The organism is Arthrobacter sp. NQ7 (assembly GCF_029581595.2).
Classification (GTDB): domain Bacteria; phylum Actinomycetota; class Actinomycetes; order Actinomycetales; family Micrococcaceae; genus Arthrobacter; species Arthrobacter phenanthrenivorans_B.
In genome coordinates, this window is record NZ_JARFXU020000022.1 from 46,463 (window position 1) to 64,135 (window position 17,673).

The 17,673-nt window shown below is 65.0% G+C and carries 18 protein-coding genes; 3 read left to right on the forward strand and 15 right to left on the reverse strand.

All coding sequences use genetic code 11. The features are described from left to right. Positions 1 to 25 precede the first annotated feature (25 nt). Positions 26 to 307, forward strand: coding sequence for a hypothetical protein (locus tag PUN71_RS18665; RefSeq protein WP_277799604.1), 282 nt, complete (start codon positions 26 to 28; stop codon positions 305 to 307). Positions 308 to 397: 90 nt separating this feature from the next. Here PUN71_RS18665 and PUN71_RS18670 read toward each other — a convergent pair whose 3' ends face one another. The 11 genes from PUN71_RS18670 to PUN71_RS18720 all read right to left on the reverse strand — a co-directional run bounded on the left by PUN71_RS18670 (position 398) and on the right by PUN71_RS18720 (position 13,173). Next, complete coding sequence (locus PUN71_RS18670; protein ID WP_277799605.1) at positions 398 to 2,320, reverse strand: BCCT family transporter; 1,923 nt, start codon at positions 2,318 to 2,320, stop codon at positions 398 to 400. 291 nt (positions 2,321 to 2,611) lie between these two features. Next, a complete protein-coding gene (locus tag PUN71_RS18675; protein WP_277799606.1) occupies positions 2,612 to 3,592 on the reverse strand; it encodes an ABC transporter substrate-binding protein in 981 nt (326 codons plus the stop codon). A 95-nt stretch (positions 3,593 to 3,687) separates the two neighbouring features. Next, the gene (locus PUN71_RS18680) at positions 3,688 to 5,715 is read right to left on the reverse strand and encodes an ABC transporter permease (RefSeq protein WP_277799607.1); all 2,028 of its coding nucleotides are present in this window, start codon (positions 5,713 to 5,715) and stop codon (positions 3,688 to 3,690) included. Then, complete coding sequence (locus tag PUN71_RS18685; protein ID WP_277799608.1) at positions 5,715 to 6,749, reverse strand: quaternary amine ABC transporter ATP-binding protein; 1,035 nt, start codon at positions 6,747 to 6,749, stop codon at positions 5,715 to 5,717. The genes PUN71_RS18680 and PUN71_RS18685 overlap by 1 nt, the downstream gene beginning before the upstream one ends. A 686-nt stretch (positions 6,750 to 7,435) precedes the next feature. Beyond that, positions 7,436 to 8,245 carry an IclR family transcriptional regulator gene (locus PUN71_RS18690; protein ID WP_043455622.1) on the reverse strand — a complete coding sequence of 270 codons (810 nt, stop codon included), beginning with the start codon at positions 8,243 to 8,245 and terminating at the stop codon, positions 7,436 to 7,438. Between the two features lie 81 nt (positions 8,246 to 8,326). Further along, on the reverse strand, positions 8,327 to 8,665 hold the full coding sequence (uraH, locus tag PUN71_RS18695) for a hydroxyisourate hydrolase (RefSeq protein ID WP_043455619.1): 339 nt from the start codon (positions 8,663 to 8,665) through the stop codon (positions 8,327 to 8,329). Next, positions 8,662 to 9,159: a 2-oxo-4-hydroxy-4-carboxy-5-ureidoimidazoline decarboxylase gene (gene uraD / locus PUN71_RS18700; RefSeq protein ID WP_277799609.1), complete on the reverse strand. Its 498-nt coding sequence runs from the start codon at positions 9,157 to 9,159 to the stop codon at positions 8,662 to 8,664. Before uraD ends, uraH begins: the two co-directional genes overlap by 4 nt. A gap of 196 nt (positions 9,160 to 9,355) precedes the next feature. Further along, the gene (locus PUN71_RS18705) at positions 9,356 to 9,781 is read right to left on the reverse strand and encodes an ATP-binding protein (protein ID WP_277799610.1); all 426 of its coding nucleotides are present in this window, start codon (positions 9,779 to 9,781) and stop codon (positions 9,356 to 9,358) included. Next, a complete protein-coding gene (locus PUN71_RS18710; RefSeq protein ID WP_277799611.1) occupies positions 9,774 to 10,106 on the reverse strand; it encodes an STAS domain-containing protein in 333 nt (110 codons plus the stop codon). Before PUN71_RS18710 ends, PUN71_RS18705 begins: the two co-directional genes overlap by 8 nt. Then, on the reverse strand, positions 10,106 to 12,064 hold the full coding sequence (locus PUN71_RS18715; protein ID WP_277799612.1) for a glycosyltransferase family 2 protein: 1,959 nt from the start codon (positions 12,062 to 12,064) through the stop codon (positions 10,106 to 10,108). The genes PUN71_RS18710 and PUN71_RS18715 overlap by 1 nt, the downstream gene beginning before the upstream one ends. Continuing rightward, the gene (locus PUN71_RS18720; RefSeq protein WP_277799613.1) at positions 12,061 to 13,173 is read right to left on the reverse strand and encodes a PP2C family protein-serine/threonine phosphatase; all 1,113 of its coding nucleotides are present in this window, start codon (positions 13,171 to 13,173) and stop codon (positions 12,061 to 12,063) included. Before PUN71_RS18720 ends, PUN71_RS18715 begins: the two co-directional genes overlap by 4 nt. A gap of 266 nt (positions 13,174 to 13,439) precedes the next feature. On the opposite strand from PUN71_RS18720, the gene PUN71_RS18725 reads away from it, so the two are divergent. After that, a complete protein-coding gene (locus tag PUN71_RS18725; RefSeq protein WP_043455603.1) occupies positions 13,440 to 13,721 on the forward strand; it encodes a hypothetical protein in 282 nt (93 codons plus the stop codon). A 198-nt stretch (positions 13,722 to 13,919) separates the two neighbouring features. Here PUN71_RS18725 and PUN71_RS18730 read toward each other — a convergent pair whose 3' ends face one another. Both PUN71_RS18730 and PUN71_RS18735 read right to left on the reverse strand, forming a co-directional pair. Further along, complete coding sequence (locus PUN71_RS18730) at positions 13,920 to 14,492, reverse strand: GNAT family N-acetyltransferase (RefSeq protein WP_277799614.1); 573 nt, start codon at positions 14,490 to 14,492, stop codon at positions 13,920 to 13,922. 9 nt (positions 14,493 to 14,501) lie between these two features. Continuing rightward, positions 14,502 to 14,936: a hypothetical protein gene (locus tag PUN71_RS18735; protein ID WP_277799615.1), complete on the reverse strand. Its 435-nt coding sequence runs from the start codon at positions 14,934 to 14,936 to the stop codon at positions 14,502 to 14,504. 65 nt (positions 14,937 to 15,001) lie between these two features. Here PUN71_RS18735 and PUN71_RS18740 point away from each other — a divergent pair, with 65 nt between their 5' ends. Continuing rightward, positions 15,002 to 16,399 carry an MFS transporter gene (locus tag PUN71_RS18740; RefSeq protein ID WP_277799616.1) on the forward strand — a complete coding sequence of 466 codons (1,398 nt, stop codon included), beginning with the start codon at positions 15,002 to 15,004 and terminating at the stop codon, positions 16,397 to 16,399. Positions 16,400 to 16,456: 57 nt separating this feature from the next. Here PUN71_RS18740 and bcp read toward each other — a convergent pair whose 3' ends face one another. After that, a complete protein-coding gene (gene bcp / locus PUN71_RS18745) occupies positions 16,457 to 16,936 on the reverse strand; it encodes a thioredoxin-dependent thiol peroxidase (protein ID WP_043455593.1) in 480 nt (159 codons plus the stop codon). Between the two features lie 81 nt (positions 16,937 to 17,017). Then, positions 17,018 to 17,668 (reverse strand): winged helix-turn-helix domain-containing protein, encoded by a 651-nt coding sequence (locus PUN71_RS18750; protein WP_277799617.1) that lies wholly within the window; start codon positions 17,666 to 17,668, stop codon positions 17,018 to 17,020. Positions 17,669 to 17,673: the final 5 nt, after the last annotated feature.

Sequence of the window (17,673 nt, forward strand, 5' to 3'; positions counted from 1 at the left end):
ATGGCGCCGGCGAACGGAGCAACCAGTGAATTTCCAGGCAACCCTTGAAGCCCCCTTGTGTGCCGCCGGCACCGACCCCGAACAAGGCGGCCAGGACGGCGGCACGGCGAAAAAGCGCCTCGGCCACCGGGCTGACTGGGCGCGGCTGCCCGGCCGCAGCGTCGAAGTGTGGCTGCTGGGGGAGCTCGTGGCCAGTGGGGTGGTGGACCAAGCCGCGGAGGATGGCTCGGTGCTCTGGATAGCCGCCGAGGGCATCAGTACCCGGCGGATCTTCGACAAGTCATCGGGGTACGAGATCTGGGTGTGACCAGCCCCGGCGCCCCCTAAATGACCTGAAATCGCAATAAAAGGCGATGGCCCGGGTGTAAGCGCCCGGGCCACCGCTTTGCTGGGTGTTCTATTGCCGGTTGACTGCTTTCCCGGAGTCCCGGCCGGCACCCAAACACGTGCTGCCTTCGGCGCAAGCCTCCGAACACTCGTGCTTGGTCACGAGTTCGAACTGGCCGCCGCGGTGCTGCTCGACGCCGGTACGGATGGCCCGCTCCACCACTGAGTCCGCCAGCCGACGGCGCAGGGACAACGGGTCCCGCCGCAGGTCCTTGGTGATGGCAAAGCAGAGCAATAGCATGACGACGATAAAGGGCAGGGCGGCCACGATGGTGATCCGCTGCAGGCCGGACAACGCTTCCGAAGGCTCGTCTCCGCCGGCGAGGAGCATGACCGCCGCCACGGCGCCGGTCAGGGCGCCCCAGAAGATGACCAGCGCACGCTTGGGCTCGGAGCTGCCGTTGGAGCTCAGCGACGCCATGATCAGCGATGCGGAATCGGCGCCGGTGATGAAGAAGATCGCCACCAGAACCATGGCAAGGACGATCACGGCCGCAGTCAGCCACGCGGGCAAGGGAAGGTTCTTCACCAGATTGAACAGGGCGCCGTCGAAATCGATGGTTGCCTTGCCGTCAACCACAGTCATGAGCCCGGGCGAACCGGCTTTATCCGCTTCCTGCTGGATTCGGAATGCGGTTCCGCCGAAGATGCCGAACCAGATCACGCTGACGATGCTCGGAACAAGCAGGACGCCTGTGACGAACTGTCGAATGGTGCGGCCGCGGCTGATGCGGGCGATGAACATTCCCACAAAGGGCGTCCAGGAAATCCACCATGCCCAATAGAAGATGGTCCAGCCGGACATCCAGGTGCGCAATGCTTCATCGCCGACGGCTTCCGTGCGGGAAGACATCTCCGCCAGATCGCGGAGGTAGTCACCGATGGCGGAGGGAATGAGGTTAAGGATGAAGAGCGTTGGCCCTGCCACGAACACAACGATGGCCAGCACGACGGCGAGGACCATGTTGATGTTGGACAGCCACTGGATGCCGCGGCTGATGCCGGAGACGGCGGAGGCAACGAAGCATGCTGTCAGGATGGCGACGATTGCCACGAGCACGGGGGTTCCGATTTCACCAGCCCAGCCGTTGGAGGTGAAGCCGCTGCCGATCTGCAGGGCACCCAGGCCCAGGGAGGCGGCGGTGCCGAAAAGGGTGGCAAAGATGGCCAGGATGTTGATGATCTTGCCCACCGGCCCCTCAACAGTCCTGATCCCGAACAGGGAGGTGAAGGCTGCGGAGATCAGCTGCTTGCGGCCCAGGCGGTAGGTGCCGTAGGCCATGGCGATACCAACGACGGCGTACATGGCCCAGGGGTGGAGGGTCCAGTGGAAGATTGAGGTGGCCATGGCCGTCTGGATGGCGGCGGGAGTGCGGCCGTCGACTGTTCCCGGCGGCGGAGAGATGAAGTGGTACAGCGGCTCGGCAACCCCGTAGAACATCAGGCCGATGCCCATGCCGGCGGCGAACATCATCGCGATCCACGAGACCGTGCGGAATTCAGGTTTCTCACCGTCCTTGCCCAGCGGAATGTTGCCGAACTTGCCCAGCGCCAGCCACAGCACGAAGACGACGAAGAGTGAGGCGAGGACCATGAACAGCCAGCCCGTGTACTCCATCACCCAGTCGAGGGCGTCTTTTGACGTAGCAGCGAGGCTGTCCTTGTCGAGGAAGCCCCATGCAATAAAGGCCACGGCTGTGGCACCCGTGATTCCGAACGTTGCTTTGTCCAGCGTCAGTTTGCGGTTGCGGCGCTGGGAGAGGGCATGCTCTTTCTTGCTGAGCCGCAGTTCCTTAAGGATCTGCTCGTGTTCATTATTGGCATGCGGGGAAGCTGCCCCATCCCCTGGAGCGGTGTCCAACGGTTCGGGGAGAAAGGGCTCCGACGGCGGCACCTTCGGATTAGGAGAAGTCAGTTCACTGTTGATGGCCATGAAAGCGGGTCCTTTGGCTAGTCCATGGGCTTGCGTTTGGTGCTGGTTTCGGCTTGTGCAATCCAGGGAAGAATTGCCGGAAGCCGTACGCCAGCGAGGGCAGGGCCGTGAGCCCCTCGGGGGAGGTGTTCCGCAAAGATCAACAGAGTTCGCGCTAGGCAACAAGAGTGCGGTAGATCACCTTCAAAAGTCAAGGCGGCGTACCGGTGCGGAAAGGTAAAACAAAGGGAAGCAGCCCGGGGATTGAGATCCTCCGGGCTGCTTCCCTTGATGTGGCATTGGGAATGCGTGTCAGCTAAGCCAACCATCCACGACGCTCTGGTGGGAATCCACCCACTTCTTTGCGGCCGCTTCAGGCGTCATGCCGCCTTGGATATCGGTGGCAACCGAGTTCTGGTCCTCGTTGGTCCAGCTAAATGCCTTGGCCAGCTTGGCGGCAGGCGAACCGCTGTCCTCCAGCTTCTTGGACATGATCTTGTTGAGCTTGTAGGTCGGGTAATCGCAGGCAACCTTTTCGGGGTTGGAGTCGCAGCCCTCGGTCCACGCCGGCAGGTTCACCTTCTTCAACGGAACCTCGGAAAGGAACCACTGCGGCTCGTAGAAGTAGCCGAGCAGGGGTGTCTTGTTCTGCTCCGCTGTCCGGAATGACTGGATGAGGGCCGCTTCCGAGCCTGCGAAGACCACCTTGTAGTCCAGGTTCAGGTTCTTCACCAGTGCCTCGTCATTGGTGACGAAGGCGGGGTCGCCATCGAGGACCTGCCCCTTTCCGCCGGACTCCGACGTGGTAAACATCGACGCGTATTTGTTGAGGTTCTGGCCGTCGGTGATGTCCGGGTACTTCTCTGCCATCCATGGCGGGACGTACCAGCCGATGTGCCCTTCGTTTCCTGTTGGGCCGGCATCAACGGCCACCTTTTGGTCGGTGATGTACTGCTTGGTCAGGTCGGCGTGGCCCCAGTTTTCGATGATGAGGTCCACTTCGCCTGAGGCGAAGCCCTGCCAGGAGACCTGCTCATTAAGGTCCTTCTGGACGACGCTGCAGCCGAGGTTGTTTTTCGCCACGTAGCTGTAGACGGCGGCGTCAGCGGTGTAACCGACCCAGGCGTTCATTGCTACGTTCACGGTGCCGCAGGGCGTTCCCGTGGCACCGCCTCCTGCCGCGGCGGCCTGGTTTACCGATGCACCGCCGCAGCCTGCGAGGAGCAGGGCGGCGGCAGCGGCTCCGGCCATTGCCGGCAAGGTGCGTTTTATCAGCCTTTCAGCTTTTTTCATGGTGGGTCTCCTTGTTGGGGCATACAGGACTTCTCGCCTGGGCGCAGGCAAGCTTTCAGGGGGAGTATTTCTGGGCGTAAAAAGGACTGGAAGGCTCACGCAGTGGACTTGGACACTGGGATTCTGCGGGCCGGAGCGGCGGCGGCAGCTTGGGTCATCCTGTCCATCATGATTCCGAGGAACACGATGGCCAGGCCGGCGGCGAGGCCCTTACCGAAAATGGAACTCTGGACGAATCCAGCGACGACGTCGTATCCGAGGCCGCCTGCCCCGACGAGGGCTCCCACTACCACCATGGCCAGGACATAGATCAGCCCTTGGTTGGCAGCGAGCGCCAGGGATTGCCTGGCCATGGGCAGCTGCACCTTGGTGATCACCTGCCACGGTGTCGAACCGCTGGCGATCGCGGACTCGACGACAGTCGGGGAGATCGCCGCGATTCCATCGGCGGTGATCTTGATGGCGACCGGGGCGGCGTAGATGATGCCCGCGATGATCGCAGTGAACCGTGTGGCTCCGAAGAGGCCAAGGAAAGGCACCAGGTAAACGAAGGAGGGCATGGTCTGGCCCGCGTCGAGCAGGGGCCGCATGAGCTGGTCGACGCGGCTGGACCGGCCCATGGCCACGCCAAAGACAATGCCCAAAACCATCACTACGGCGGTGGCAACGAGGGTTCCGGCGAGGGTGACCATGGCGTCACTCCAGAGCCCGAGGTAGATGATGACCCCCATGCAGGCGGTGGTTACGGCAGCGAGCTTCCAGCCGCCCAGTGCGTAGGCCACGATGGCGACCACTGCGACGAGGATGAAGAAGGGCGTGTCGGTAAGCAACGACTGGAAGGGGTTGAGGATGGTGCCGGTAACACCTTCACGCAGGGAAACCGTGAAGAGCGAGACATTCGATTGCAGCCAGTGGCTGGCGGTGTTCACGGCCTGAACGATTACCGGTCCAACGTTAAGGTCCTGGGGAAAAGCTGCTGCCCAAAGCATGGTCCTGGACAACTGCACCATGACCAGGACCACGGCCAGCGCGACCCCGAGGAGTCCGGCGCGGGTCTTGCGGCCCAAACGGCGTTTGCGGGCTGCGCCTGGCTCCGCGCGGCGGCTGGCCGCTGTGGTCACCCGGTCCAGCACGATGGCCAGCAGGACGATGGAGAGGCCGGCATTGACTGCGGTACCAACGTCCAGGGACTGCAGTGCCCGGACCACCGTCTGGCCGAGGCCGGGAGCAGCGATCAGGGCGGCGATGGTCACCATGGACAGGGCGGCCATGGTCCCCTGGTTGATACCCATCACGATCGTCCGGCGCGCCATCGGGAGCTGCAATGTCAGCAGCCGTTGCAGGCCTGTGGTGCCGAGCGAATCGGATGCTTCACGGGTGTTCTCCGGAATGCGGCGAATACCATGCGCGGTCAGGCGGATAACCGGTGGGGCAGCGTAGATCACCGTGGCGATCACTGCCGACGCCGGCCCGATCAGGAAGACCAGGGCAAGCGGGGCAAGGTAGACGAAGGTGGGCAGGGTCTGCATGAAGTCCAGCACGGGGGTGATGACCCCGGCTACCCTCCCGTAGATGCCGGACAGGACGCCGAGCGGGATGCCCACCAGCAGCGTCAGCAGCACGGAAGTAAGAACCAGGGCGAACGTATACGTCGCTTCTACGAACAGGCCTTGAAAACCGAAGAAGACAAAGACCGCAGCCGTCAACAGGGCTACCCGTACATTGCCGACCGCCAACGCGATCCAGGTGAGCAGGCCCACCGTTCCCAGCCAGCCGATTTCCGGAAGACGAAGGCCTGTGGGGGTTGCTGCGAAAGTGGTGGTGAACATGTTCGCCACCGCATCGACGGCGGTCTGAAGTGGTGTGAAGAAGTAGAGGAAAACCGGGTTGTCGGCCCGGTTTGCCGCGACCCAGGCATTGAATTGGTTCAGCGAGCGGTGCAGGTCCGTCAGTTCTGAGGCTGGCAACGCCAGGGTTGCCGTGCCGTTGAGGAGCAGGAATCCCAGGATCCAGAGTGCACCGGCGGCAAGCAGGAGGACTGTCCTTTGGCTGGGCCTGCGGCGCGCTTCAATTAGAACGGGGGCAGGCTGGACCGTTTGCTGTTGTTCGAGGAGAGCAGACATCAGGCCGCCGCTTCTGCCGGTTGCAGCACCGAAAGAATGCTGTCGCGATCGATCTGGCCAGTGATCCTGCCGCCCTCTTCGACAAGGACCGGGCAGGAGGAGTGCATGACAGCCGGGATGGCGTCGCGGATAATCATCCTCGAGTTGAGCACTGCTGCATCCCGGGGCGTGGTGTCGGCAAGCGGTCGAGTGATCCACTTGAGGGTCAAGACGTCGGCGCGGGGGACTTCAGAGACGAAGTCCTCGATATATTTGTCCGCCGGAGATCCTACAAGGTCGTCGCCGGTGCCGCACTGTACTGGCTCTCCGTTGCGCATGATCAGGATGCGGTCTCCGAGCTTCAGCGCCTCCGCGAGGTCGTGGGTCACGAACACCATGGTCTTGCCCATCTCCTTGTGGAGCCGGATGACTTCTGCCTGCATGTCACGCCGGATGAGCGGATCCAAAGCTGAAAAGGGCTCATCGAAGAGGATGGTGTCCGGGTCTCCGGCCAATGCCCGGCCCAAGCCAACCCGCTGCTGCATACCGCCGGACAGTTGGTCCGGGTAGTGCTGTTCATAGCCTTTGAGCCCAACCAGTTCGATGATTTCCCGGGCCTTGGTGTGCCGTTCGTTCTTCGCTGTTCCGCGAATCTGCAGGCCATAGGAGACGTTGTCCAGGACAGTACGGTGCGGCAGCAGCCCGAAGTGCTGGAAGACCATCGACACTTTCCGCCGGCGGAGCTCCCGAAGTTCAGCCACGCCTGCCTGCAGGACATCGTTGCCGTCCACCAGGACCTGTCCGGACGTGGGCTCGATGAGCCTGGTCAGGCAGCGGATCAGGGTGGACTTACCGGACCCGGACAATCCCATGACCACAAAGACTTCTCCTTTTGCGACGTCAAAGCTCAGGTTGCGGACCGCGGCAACGCAACTGGTGCGTTCAAGCAATTCTGCAGAGCTAAGGGCAGATAATTCGCGGTTTCCTGGGATCTTCTCTCCCCCTGGTCCGAAGACCTTCCAAAGGTCGCGAACTGATATGGCGGGGTTATTCATGGCTGTACTCCTGCTTGGGGGGAGGCTGGAACCGCATGCCTGGGTGGGGTGGAAACTTTGCCGGGCGCCGGCGCAGAGGGAATCGCTGTGGCTCAAGGGCCCAATGTCGGGAAACGTTTCGAATTGTGCTTGCAGCACGTAGTCAAAGCGGGGGGTAGGGCAGCCAGGCTGCGATCGACTTTTGCGTTTGGGCTGACGAAGCGAGTTGTGTTAGCAGCAACGCACTTCGTCTTACGCAACAGAGTGATTTACGCCACTCCCATTGTCAAGAGTTCTTTCTTGAAATCGGGAAGTTACGGAATTGGCAGCCACGTCCCTGGGTGCTCCTTGACACTGCTGATAGCATCCGTCAACCTGTTGCATAATGCGCCTGTTGTTGCGCAGCTGAGGAAGGGCAGGCCAGCCGTATCAGTCGCTGGCACAGGGATTTTTTGAGGAGGACTTTTGTCCGTTGAAGTGGTCGGCCAAAGTATGATCCCTGCGCTCACCTGCTCAACTGATGTCGACAAGTGGGTGTCCAGGGCGGACGGGCGGACCAAGGGCTGTTCCATCGGGTGAACAGGCAGGATTTCGGCGCCTGCCAACAGTTCCGGCCCGGGATAGCCTCGACGCCCTGGGCCAGCGGCGGCGGCCTGCTGCCGATTGACGCAGATGACCCCCGGGCCGGGCCCGGGGGTCACCGGCGCTTAGCGCTGGGTGTATCCCATGTTGGCGCTGACCTTGAGGCCGGCTTCCTTGAGGGTTTCCAGCAGCCCCGGAATCTTTTCAGGGTCGAACCGGAAGGCCGGGCCTGAGATGCTGACGGCACCGATCACCGTGCCTTGGTGGTTGTAGACCGGCACTGCCACGGCATTCAGGCCGATCTCGAACTCCTCGCGCACCACGGCGTACCCCTTGGCGGCGACGTCGAGCAGCTGTGCGTCCAGCTCCTTGCGGCTGGTGATGGTGCGGGCAGTGCGGGCGGCAAGGCCCGTTTCCTTCAGGATACGGTCCCGCTCGTCGGCCTCGAGGGCAGCCAGGAGGACTTTTCCGCTTGAGGTTGCATGCAGCGGGGTCAGGCTGCCCACCCAGTCGTAGGTGGCCAGGGTGGACGGGCCCATGGCCTGGTCCACGTTGACGGCGTAGTTGGAGCGCATGACGGCGAGGTTGACGGTTTCCTTGAACTCGTCGGCCAGGCTTTCCAGGACCGGCCGTGCCTCATGGACCAGGCTCAGCCGGCCGGGAATGGAGCTGGCCAGGCGCAGGATCCCGAAGCCGAGCTGGTACTTGCCCCGTTCGCTGTTCTGGTGGACCATCTCGCGGGTCACCAGCGACCCCATCAGCCGGGAGACGGTGGATTTGTGGATCCCCATTTCCTCGGCTATTTCGCTCACGCCCGCATGTCCTTCCCTGGCCAGGATCTCCAGGACTGTCAGGGCGCGCTCCACGGACTGCACGCCGCCGGACTGGCCGCCTTCGGCATCGGTATCGGATTCAGGGTCTCTATTCGAAGCCATACTTCCTGATCCTATGCCGGAAACTGTGACGGCAGTGACATTCGGGTAACGCGCTTGACATCCACGGACCCCCGGGGCGCGCTAGCTGCCGCGGTACGTGGAGTATGCGAACGGGCTCAGGAGCAGGGGCACGTGGTAATGCTCGGGTCCGGTGACTTCGAAGACCAGGTCCACTTCCGGGAAGAAGGTGGCCGTCTGCAGGCCGGCGTAGTACGTGCCGGTGGCGAAGTTCAGCTTGTAGTGCCCGGGTTCCAGCTGCTCCGGCCCCAGGTCCTTCGCCCGGCCGTCGGCGTCGGTGCTGGACGTTGCCAGCTCACGCCAGGTGCCGCGGTCATTCTTCAGGAGGACGACGGCGACCCCGGCCGCCGGGCGTCCGGCGCCGGTGTCGAGGATGTGGGTGGTGACGTGGGAGACGCTCATTCGCTGATCAGTCCTTCGAGCCGCAGGAGGGCAATTTCACGCAGCTGCTGGGCCACGATGCTGTCTTCTTCTTCGGGGGAGTTGGCCAGCCGCTGGTTCAGGGCCTGTAGGATTTCCGGCGCCGTGCGTCCGGCTGCCCGGATGAGGAAGACACGCCCGAACTTCTCCTCGTATTCCCGGTTTCCACGGGCGAGGGCCCCGGCGGCCTCCGCATCCGCCGGGTCCACCCCGGCCTGCTCGGAACGGGACATGGACGCCTCGGTGCTGGCCGCCGTCGGGCGTTCGCCGATCCTTGGGTGGTGGGCCATGGCCGCCTCCACCTCGGCGGGCGTGAACGGGTTGGCGGCCTGGGCGGCGAACGCCAGGAGCTCCCCGCGGCCGGCGAACGGCCTGGCCGCCGCCACTTCCTCGACCCAGCGGGCCACGTCGATGCAGGGCCGGAGGGTGGCGTGGGCGGCGGCCGGGTCCGCGCTGTTGAATTCGGCAAGCTTCATGCTGGTCGTAATCCTTGAAGGTCATGCTGGCATCCACGGTGACGGCTATGCGGGTTGCCGGACAGTCCGGCGCCTGCAGGAATCACCGGCAAGCTTCCGCATCATGGAACTGTTATTTCAGCATACGTAATATTCAAGAGCAGCCCCGGCGTGCTGTCAAGCAAGGACGCAGGGGCTGCGATGTGACCGGCAGCGCCTACCCCTGCGAGGACGTCCTGGACAGCACCCAGGTGTTGGTCCCGTCCTGCCGCTCGAAGGTCACGGTGGTCACCAGGGCCTCGATCAGGGCCAGGCCGCGTCCCGATTCCGCGTCGTCGTCCGGGATGGAGGCGTCCATGGGCCCGAACGGCGGCTTGGCGTAGTAGGCGCTGACCCGGGCCTGCAGCAGCGCCGGCTGCACGGTGGTTTCCACCCCGAGCTCCACCTCCTGCTCACCGGCCGGCTCAGCGTGCTGGACGATGTTCGACGCCGATTCGATGACCGCAGTCGTGAACGTCATCTGGTCCATGACGTCCACCAACGGGACGTCAAGCCAGAGGCTGTCGAGATCGTTGTGGACGGCTTCAATGGCGTCCTCGGCAGCCGGTCCCCGGAAGCTGCGCGAGGCCAGGACCTCAGTCATTGCTGAACGCTGCCTCGGCCGTGGGGTAGGCGGTCAGCACCCTGTCCATGCTGGTCAGTTTCAGCACCATGTTCACCTGTGGCTGCACGGCCGCGATCCGGAGGTCGCCCCCGGCCTGGCGGGCGGCCTTGAGGCAGCCAATCAGGGCGCCGAGGCCCGAGGAGTCCATGAAGGCTGTCTTCTCCAGGTTCACCACGATCCGGCTGGAACCCCCCGCGATCACGTCGGTGACGAATTCACGCAGCTTGGGCGCGGACACCATGTTGAGCCTCCCGTCCGCCTTGACCTCGGCGTACGAGTCTTTGACCTCGTAACTGAACTCCATCAGGATTCCTCTCTGTTTGCAGGTTCTGCGGCCGGTTCGTACCCCTTGTAGAGCACGGCACGGACCAGGATGCTCATGACCACCAGGTCAAAGACCACCCACACGACGTTGACCAGGGTGCCCAGCGGCTCCGCCAGGCCCGTCGCCAGGCGGATGATGCCGACGACGGCGGCCAGCGCCAGCAGCACGGACACCACGATCTGGGGCCGGATGAGGCTCCAGCTGGGTCCGCCGCTCTGGCGTGCCTTGGGGGTGACGGCAAATCCGAGGGGACGGCCGAACCAGACGTTGCGGGCCGCCGTCGTGCACGCTTTGATCCAGGTGGGGAACAGCGCCAGGCTGTACTGCTGGCCGCGCCAGGTGGGGATGCCGCGGCCGGCCACCGCGAACAGCAGCTGGTTGACCACCATGAATGGAATGAAGCGGATGAAGAAGTCCCAGCTCAGGCTGCTGACCGGCAGGATGCCCAGCAGCAGGTAGATGATGGGGGCCGCGAAGTAGATGACCGCGGCGAACCCGCTCAGGTAGGTCCACATGGTGGCGAAGTACATCAGGCGCTGGCCCAGCTTGAGCCCCTTCTGAACCAGCGGGTTTTCGCGCAGCAGCACCTGGATGGTGCCCTGCGCCCAGCGGAGGCGCTGGGTGAGCATGGTCTTCAGGTCCTCCGGCGCCAGGCCGTAGGCCAGGATCTCGTGATGGTAGACGCTCTCCCAGCCCATGGCGTGCATGCGCATGGCCGTGGCCATGTCCTCGGTGACGGAGATGGTGGCCAACGGCATCACGGGCTGTGCCTCGTTGGTTCGTTCCACGGTGAGCGCATCCAGGACTGCCTGCACGGATTCCAGCGCGCCCAGCGGCGACCAGTCGCGCGCGGACATCCGCTGGACGGCGTCGTCCGCCACCACCGGCACGCCGGACTCGCCCACGTGGGCCAGTTCCATGGCGGCGATTTCCTCAAGGTCCGCCTGCAGTGCTGCGACGTCCGCCTGGACCAGGGTCTGGACGGCGGCATCCACCCGGCGGCGGACCCGGTAAGTCACCTCGCTGAGGGGCCGGCCGGCATCCACTTCCTGCTGCGCCTCGCGGGTGGCTGCCTCCACCTCGTCGAGGACCTCCGCCACCAGGGGTGACTCCACATCCGCCGACTTACGGGCCTGCTTGATGGCTGCCCGGGAGGCGGCCAGGGCGCGGCGGATGCTCTTTTCGGTCTCCTTCACGTATCCCACCAGGCCCAGCTGCATCAGGGCCTCGCGGCGGAGGATGGCGTTGGAGCCGCAGAAGAAGGCGGCGTTCCAGCCGTCCTTGCCCTGCTGGATGGGTCCGTAGAACAGGGGTGCCTGGCTGCCCAGGGGATCGCTGTCAGGGACGTTGCTGAAGTACTGCGGGGTCTGGACCAGGGCCACCCGGCGGTTGTTGAAGTAGCCAAGAGTCTTTTCCAGGATGTCCGGCTCGGGGATCTGGTCCGCGTCCAGGATCAGCAGGAACTCGCCGTGGGTGACCATGAGGGCGTTGTTGAGGTTGCCCGCTTTGGCGTGTCGGGGAAGGTCCTTGGTCCAGTCGTCGCTGCGGGTCACATACCCCAGGCCGTGTTGTTCGGCGAGCGCCTTGAGCTCGGGCCGCGCGCCGTCGTCGAGGATCCAGGTGCTGTGGGGGTGCCGGATCTTCTGGGCAGCCAGCGCCGTGGTGAGCACCATGTCCAGGTCCTCGTTGTACGTGGTGATGAAGACGTCAACGGTGGCGTCATGGGGCGGCTGGGGCGCGGCCTTGCGGATCTTCAGTTTCCACACGGTCATGCCGAAGAGCATGACGTCGATGAGGCTGTAGGTTTCGGCGACCACCAGCGGCAGGGCGATCCACCAGGCGTCCCAGTTGAGGGACGCCGCCCAGCGCCATGCAATGTAGTTCAGGCCGGTGAGGACGGTGAGTACCACCACCACCCGGGTCCAGAACCGTGTCATGCCGCCTGCTCCAGGGGCAGGCGGCGCACCACGACCACCGTGACGTCGTCGTCGGCGGTTTCGGCAGGGGCCAGGGCCATGATGGACGTGCTGGCTTCATGTGCCGAGCCGGCCGCCTGGGTTGCGCGCTGCACCGCGTCCGTGAAGTCCTCCACGGATCCGAACACGTCCAGGACGCCGTCGCTGACCACCACCAGGGAATCGCCCGGAGCCAGTTCCAGGTCGGCCTGTGGCCACTGCGTCCCGGGCCAGGCGCCCACGGGCGGTCCTCCGGACGGAAGGCGGTCCGCCGGGCCCACGGGCTGGACGTGCAGCGCCAGGCCATGTCCGGCGTCGACATAGCTGACCTTGCCGGACGCCGCGTCCAGCCGGGCGTGGAACAGCGTCACGAAGGAATTGGAGGAATCGAGGTCCGCGGCGATGGCCTTGCTGGCGGACGCGAACCCGGCATCGAGGTCCTGGCGGAGTCCGGTGGATCGCATCACGGCGCGGACCGTTGCCGCGATCAGCGCCGCGCCCATGCCTTTCCCCATGGCGTCGGCGAATGTCAGGTGGAGCCCGTCGGGCGTCTGGTACCAGTCGTAGAAGTCGCCGCCTACGCTGCGGGACGGGCGGAAGAGGCCGGCCACGTCGTAGCCGTCTACCCGGATGTCCTCCTTGGGAAGGAGGCTTTGCTGGACTTCCGTGGCGCGTTCCAGCTCGCCCCGTGCAGCGGATTCCGCAGCGGCTGAAGGCCTGCGCCGGAACAGGGCATTGATGCGGGACTGCAGTTCGCGGGGGCTGAATGGCTTGCTGATGTACTCATCGGCGCCGTTGTCCAGGCCGGTCAGCTTGTCCAGTTCGTCTGCCCGCGCGGTCAGCATCACGATGAAGGCGTCCGAGAACTCCCGCAGGAGCTTGCACACCTCCAGTCCGTCAAGGTCCGGCAGGTTCAGGTCAAGCGTCACCAGGTCAGGCTTGCGGCGGCGGACCTCCTCCACGCCCGGAAGGCCGGCGCCTGCGTGGGTGACGTCGAAGCCCTGCTTCGCCAGGACGCGGACCAGCAGGCCGCGGATATCCGGATCATCTTCGATGACCACGGCGCGGCGGGTTTCGGGGGGAGAGACCATGACTCTACTTAACCGTATTAACCCGCACAGGGCATGTCGTGGGCTTCACAGTTTTCGGTGACGTCGCTGACAGGACTGTCGCCTCCCCATTCCGGAGTGCGGACGGCCACTCCACGCGGCAGATCTTGCGGAAATCTTGGCGTGCACTTGCCGGGACGTTGAGGAACGCGGACCACACTCGAAGCAACGCAGGAGCGTGCAGGCGGAAAGGCCCGACGACGGGCCGGCCCGCGCGCTGCAAGGTTTGCGGAAAGCGGGGAAGCAACATGGAACAGGTCACGAAGAGGGGAGCGGACAAGGCCAGGGCGCTGCTTCGCCTCTACTTCCACTCACGAAAGGTGCGTGCCGCCGCCAGGGAGCTGGAACAGGCACTGGCGGAATCCCGGGAGGTGTCCAGCTGGCCGGGTGACCGGCTCCAGGTGGGCGCCGACATGTCACGCCACGTGGAAAAGCTGACCCACCGGCTGAAACTCGAAACCGAGGCCCACCACCGGCTGGCAGCCCTCTTCAGGGCTGCGGGCGGAAGGCGTTCCGTACCGGCCCTTTAAGTGCCACACTTAGCAGCAATCGATTGGCTGGGGATAGTCAGGAGATTGCGGTGGGCTTGTTGGCAGGATGGGCATACCTTTTGGCCGGACTGATGACCATGGACGCGCTGCTGTTGGCGCTGTGGGCCATGGAAGTCGACTGGGGCAAGTACTGGCGCCGGAAGTAGCCCGCTGCGCTGGCAGGCACTGGTTCCGGTCCTACCGCAGCTGCAGGCGCATCAGCACCCGGGGAAAGCCGTTGAGCACCGAGGTTGTGTCTGCCGCCTTGGCGAAGCCTGCGTTCTCGAAGAGCTTGCGGGTTCCCACATACGCCATGGTGAGGTCCACCTTGCTGCCGCCGTTGTCCACCGGATAGCCCTCGACGGCGGGTGCCCCGTAGGAGCGGGCCATGTCGACAGCGCCGGCCAGGAGATGATGCGCAATCCCGGTGCCACGGTGGCCCGGGCGGACCCGGAAGCACCACACCGACCACACATCCTGGTTGTCCACGTGCGGGATCCTGCGGTTGCCGGCGAAGCCCGTGTCCGCGCGCGGGTGGACCGCCGCCCACCCAACCGGCTCACCGCCGTCGTAAGCCACCACGCCGGGCGGGGGATCCTGGCCCACCAGCTGCCTGGCCAACTCCCCGCGTTCGCCGCCCCTCAACGCCACGTTCTGCTTGGCCGGGATGCGGTAGCTCAGGCACCAGCAGACGGTGGCATCCGGGCGCTTGGGCCCCACCAGTGCCTTTACGTCGTCGAAGACCGTTGCCGGCCGCACCTCAATCACCATCGCGCGCCCCTAGTCTTCGGGGATCCGGCCGATGCTCCACGCAGCGACCCTGGAGGCATCCACCCTGGTTGCCTCCAGCGGCACCCTGACGCCTCCCGACAGCAGCACAGGAGCCAGGAAATGGATGTACCGGCCATCCCCCGCAGTCGGTGCACGGTCCCGGTCAGCCGCGTCCCCGGGTGCCCCGGATTCCAGGACACCGGCGATGGCCCAGCTGCCGATCCGGACCTGGTCGTTCTGCCGCTGCGTCCACGCCTGTTCGGACACCACCGATCCGGAAACCACCGTCCCGTCAACGACCACCGTGAGTTCCACCGTTGCCTCGGGGCCGGTGTCGAAGACGGAGGACAGCAGCAGCGCCAGGCGCGGATCCATCCTGTCGTCCGGATCTGCCCTCTCCACGTCGTTGGTGACCATGCCCGTCCCCTCCCGTTCCCGTGACATGCTGGATTCCTGTCAGCCCAGTTTCCCCCTGTTCGCCCCGGGTGCCCAGAACTACACTGAAACCCATGACCGGGCAGGAAGCGGGCAAGGCCGCCGCGGCTCCCGATACTGTCGGCACCTCCCTTCGCGGCCCGGCAGAACGTTCCCGCACCTTCACCGGGATCCTGGTCAACACCGCACTGGCCAACATCACCACCAGTTACCTCTGGTTTGCGCTGACGTTCTGGCTGTACCTGGAAACCCGCAACGTGATCGCCACCGGCGTGGTGGGCGGCGCGTACATGCTGTTGATCGCCCTCTCCAGCATCAGCTTCGGCACGTTTGTGGACCGCTGCCGGAAGCTGGCGGTGATGCGCTTCGCGGCCGGCTTTACCCTGGTGATGTTCACACTGGCCGGGGTGATGTTCCTCCTGACCCCCGACGAGGCCCTGCTGGACCTAGGGCGGCCCTGGTTCTGGATTTTCACCCTGGTCATCCTGGTCGGCGCCGTGGTGGAAAACCTGCGGAACATTGCGCTGTCCACCACGGTGACCATCCTCATCGAGCCGGAGCGCCGGGCAAATGCCAACGGGCTGGTGGGAATGGTGCAGGGGCTGATGTTCATCGTCACGTCCCTGCTGTCCGGACTGTCCGTCGGGTTGCTGGGCATGGGCTGGACCATCGCCGTCGCCCTGCTGCTCACGGCGCTCGCGGCAGCGCACCTGCTGACCCTCCGGATGCCCGAGGAGGTGCGGGTTGCGGCAAGCGATGCCAGCGGCGGTTTTGACCTTCGCGGTTCCCTGGCCGCGGTGCTCGCCATTTCGGGGCTGTTCGCCCTGATTGTCTTTTCCACGTTCAACAACTTCATCGGCGGGGTCTATATGGCCCTGATGGATCCGTACGGGCTGGAAATGTTCTCCGTGGAGATGTGGGGCGCCGTCTTTGCCATCGGGTCCACCGGCTTCATCATCGGCGGTGCCCTGATCGGAAAATTCGGGCTCGGCGCCAACCCGTTGCGCACCCTGCTGGCCACCGTGGCGGCCATGGGCGTGCTCGGCGCGGTGTTCACGCTGCGCGAGTGGGCGTGGCTCTACATCCTGGGGATCTGGCTGTACCTGCTGCTGGTCCCCTTCGCCGAGGCAGCGGAGCAGACAGTCATCCAGCGGGTGGTGCCGTTGGAGCGGCAGGGCCGCGTTTTTGGCTTCGCCATGGCGTTTGAGTCCGCGGCGGCACCCGTCACGGCCTTCCTTATCGCCCCGGCCGCGCAATTCTGGATCATTCCTTACGCACGGTCTGCGGACGGGGCCGCTTTCCTCGCGCCGCTGCTGGGCCAGGGCACCTCCCGCGGCATTGCGCTGGTGTTCCTCGTTGCCGGAATCGCGATGATTGCCGCAGCGCTGCTGGCGTTCCTCACGCCGGTCTACCGCAGGGTCTCGGCCTCCTATGCACAGGCGGCTGCGGAGGAGGAGGCACCGGCCGGTTAAGGGCCAGGACGCCCCCGCAAAGGATGCGGAGGCGTCCAGTCATGGAGCAGTGGGGAATCAGAGTCCCAGGGCTTCCTTCAGCTGCGCAACGTGGCCGTCTGCCTGCACCTGGTACTGGGCCAGGGCGACGTTTCCTTCGGGGTCCACCACCACGGTGGAGCGGACGATGCCTTCGTGGATTTCGCCGTTGACCAGTTTCTCGCCCCAGGCGCCGTAGGCCAGGGCAACCGCGTGGTCGGGGTCGGAGAGCAGGGGGAAGGTCAGGGAGAAGTCGCCGCTGAATCCGGCCAGGGCTTCCTGGGCGTCGGGGGAGACACCGACGACTTCGTAGCCCTTGCCCTGCAGGGAGGCGAGGCTGTCGCGGAAGTCGCAGGCCTCGGTGGTGCAGCCGGGGGTGGCGGCCTTGGGGTAGAAGTACACGATGACGTTCTTGCCACGGTAGTCGGCCAAGGAGGTCTCCCGGCCCTGGGCGTCCCGGAGGGTGAATTCAGGAGCCGGGGTGCCGGGCTGAAGCTTGGTGGTCAGGGTGGGGCTCATGGCGTTCCTTTGTAAGACTCGGTCAGTGATGGCCAAACATCAAGTGAAGCGGGTTGGCGCTTAGTGATACAAACCAGCGCGTCATATGCAGTATTCCGCCGGTCCCCGGACGGCGGCGTGCGGACCCGGAACAAACTGGTAGCCGCCGCCGCGCACGGTGGCCACGGCATGGCGCGCGTTGCCCAGTTTCTTGCGGATCCTGCCCACGTACACATCGATGGAGCGGGCCGTTGCGCCGGGGAAATCCAGGGACTCCAGGAATCCCTGCAGCTCCTCGCGGCCCACTGTCCGGGACAGGTGGGTCACCAAATAGCGCAGCACCTTGTATTCGACGCCGGTCAGTGCCACCGGCCTGCCGTCCAGCAGGACGGTGTCGGCGGCGAGGTCCACGGCGACCCTGCTGACGGGGCCGGCCGACGGCGGCAGGCGCGTGCCGCCGTCGTCCTTCGCCAGTGCCGGGCCGGGTGCCTCCGCCGCGGAAGGGGACGGAGAGGAGTCAGCTGCGGCTCCCTCCGCGGCGGACGTGGGGGCTCCGGCGGCAGGCCAGTGGACTTCCGCCTCCGGAGCAGTTTCGAGGGCCCTGGCAAGGACCATGTGGGCGGCGTGGCGCAGGAGCTCGGGGCTGGTTCCGTCCGCCGGGACCACCCACACGGCGAGGCCGCGGGCGGCGGCTTTGCGGGAAACAAATCCCGGCCGGGCCCCCGCCCCCGGATAGTGCGCTTCCACTGCCATGGCGT

Coding starts and splice junctions, on each gene's coding strand:
- PUN71_RS18670 (WP_277799605.1), bottom strand. CDS start 2,320: ATGGCCATCAACAGTGAACTGACTTCTCCTAATCCGAAGGTGCCGCCG.
- PUN71_RS18675 (WP_277799606.1), bottom strand. CDS start 3,592: ATGAAAAAAGCTGAAAGGCTGATAAAACGCACCTTGCCGGCAATGGCC.
- PUN71_RS18680 (WP_277799607.1), bottom strand. CDS start 5,715: ATGTCTGCTCTCCTCGAACAACAGCAAACGGTCCAGCCTGCCCCCGTT.
- PUN71_RS18685 (WP_277799608.1), bottom strand. CDS start 6,749: ATGAATAACCCCGCCATATCAGTTCGCGACCTTTGGAAGGTCTTCGGA.
- PUN71_RS18690 (WP_043455622.1), bottom strand. CDS start 8,245: ATGGCTTCGAATAGAGACCCTGAATCCGATACCGATGCCGAAGGCGGC.
- uraH (WP_043455619.1), bottom strand. CDS start 8,665: ATGAGCGTCTCCCACGTCACCACCCACATCCTCGACACCGGCGCCGGA.
- uraD (WP_277799609.1), bottom strand. CDS start 9,159: ATGAAGCTTGCCGAATTCAACAGCGCGGACCCGGCCGCCGCCCACGCC.
- PUN71_RS18705 (WP_277799610.1), bottom strand. CDS start 9,781: ATGACTGAGGTCCTGGCCTCGCGCAGCTTCCGGGGACCGGCTGCCGAG.
- PUN71_RS18710 (WP_277799611.1), bottom strand. CDS start 10,106: ATGGAGTTCAGTTACGAGGTCAAAGACTCGTACGCCGAGGTCAAGGCG.
- PUN71_RS18715 (WP_277799612.1), bottom strand. CDS start 12,064: ATGACACGGTTCTGGACCCGGGTGGTGGTGGTACTCACCGTCCTCACC.
- PUN71_RS18720 (WP_277799613.1), bottom strand. CDS start 13,173: ATGGTCTCTCCCCCCGAAACCCGCCGCGCCGTGGTCATCGAAGATGAT.
- PUN71_RS18725 (WP_043455603.1), top strand. CDS start 13,440: ATGGAACAGGTCACGAAGAGGGGAGCGGACAAGGCCAGGGCGCTGCTT.
- PUN71_RS18730 (WP_277799614.1), bottom strand. CDS start 14,492: ATGGTGATTGAGGTGCGGCCGGCAACGGTCTTCGACGACGTAAAGGCA.
- PUN71_RS18735 (WP_277799615.1), bottom strand. CDS start 14,936: ATGTCACGGGAACGGGAGGGGACGGGCATGGTCACCAACGACGTGGAG.
- PUN71_RS18740 (WP_277799616.1), top strand. CDS start 15,002: ATGACCGGGCAGGAAGCGGGCAAGGCCGCCGCGGCTCCCGATACTGTC.
- bcp (WP_043455593.1), bottom strand. CDS start 16,936: ATGAGCCCCACCCTGACCACCAAGCTTCAGCCCGGCACCCCGGCTCCT.
- PUN71_RS18750 (WP_277799617.1), bottom strand. CDS start 17,668: ATGGCAGTGGAAGCGCACTATCCGGGGGCGGGGGCCCGGCCGGGATTT.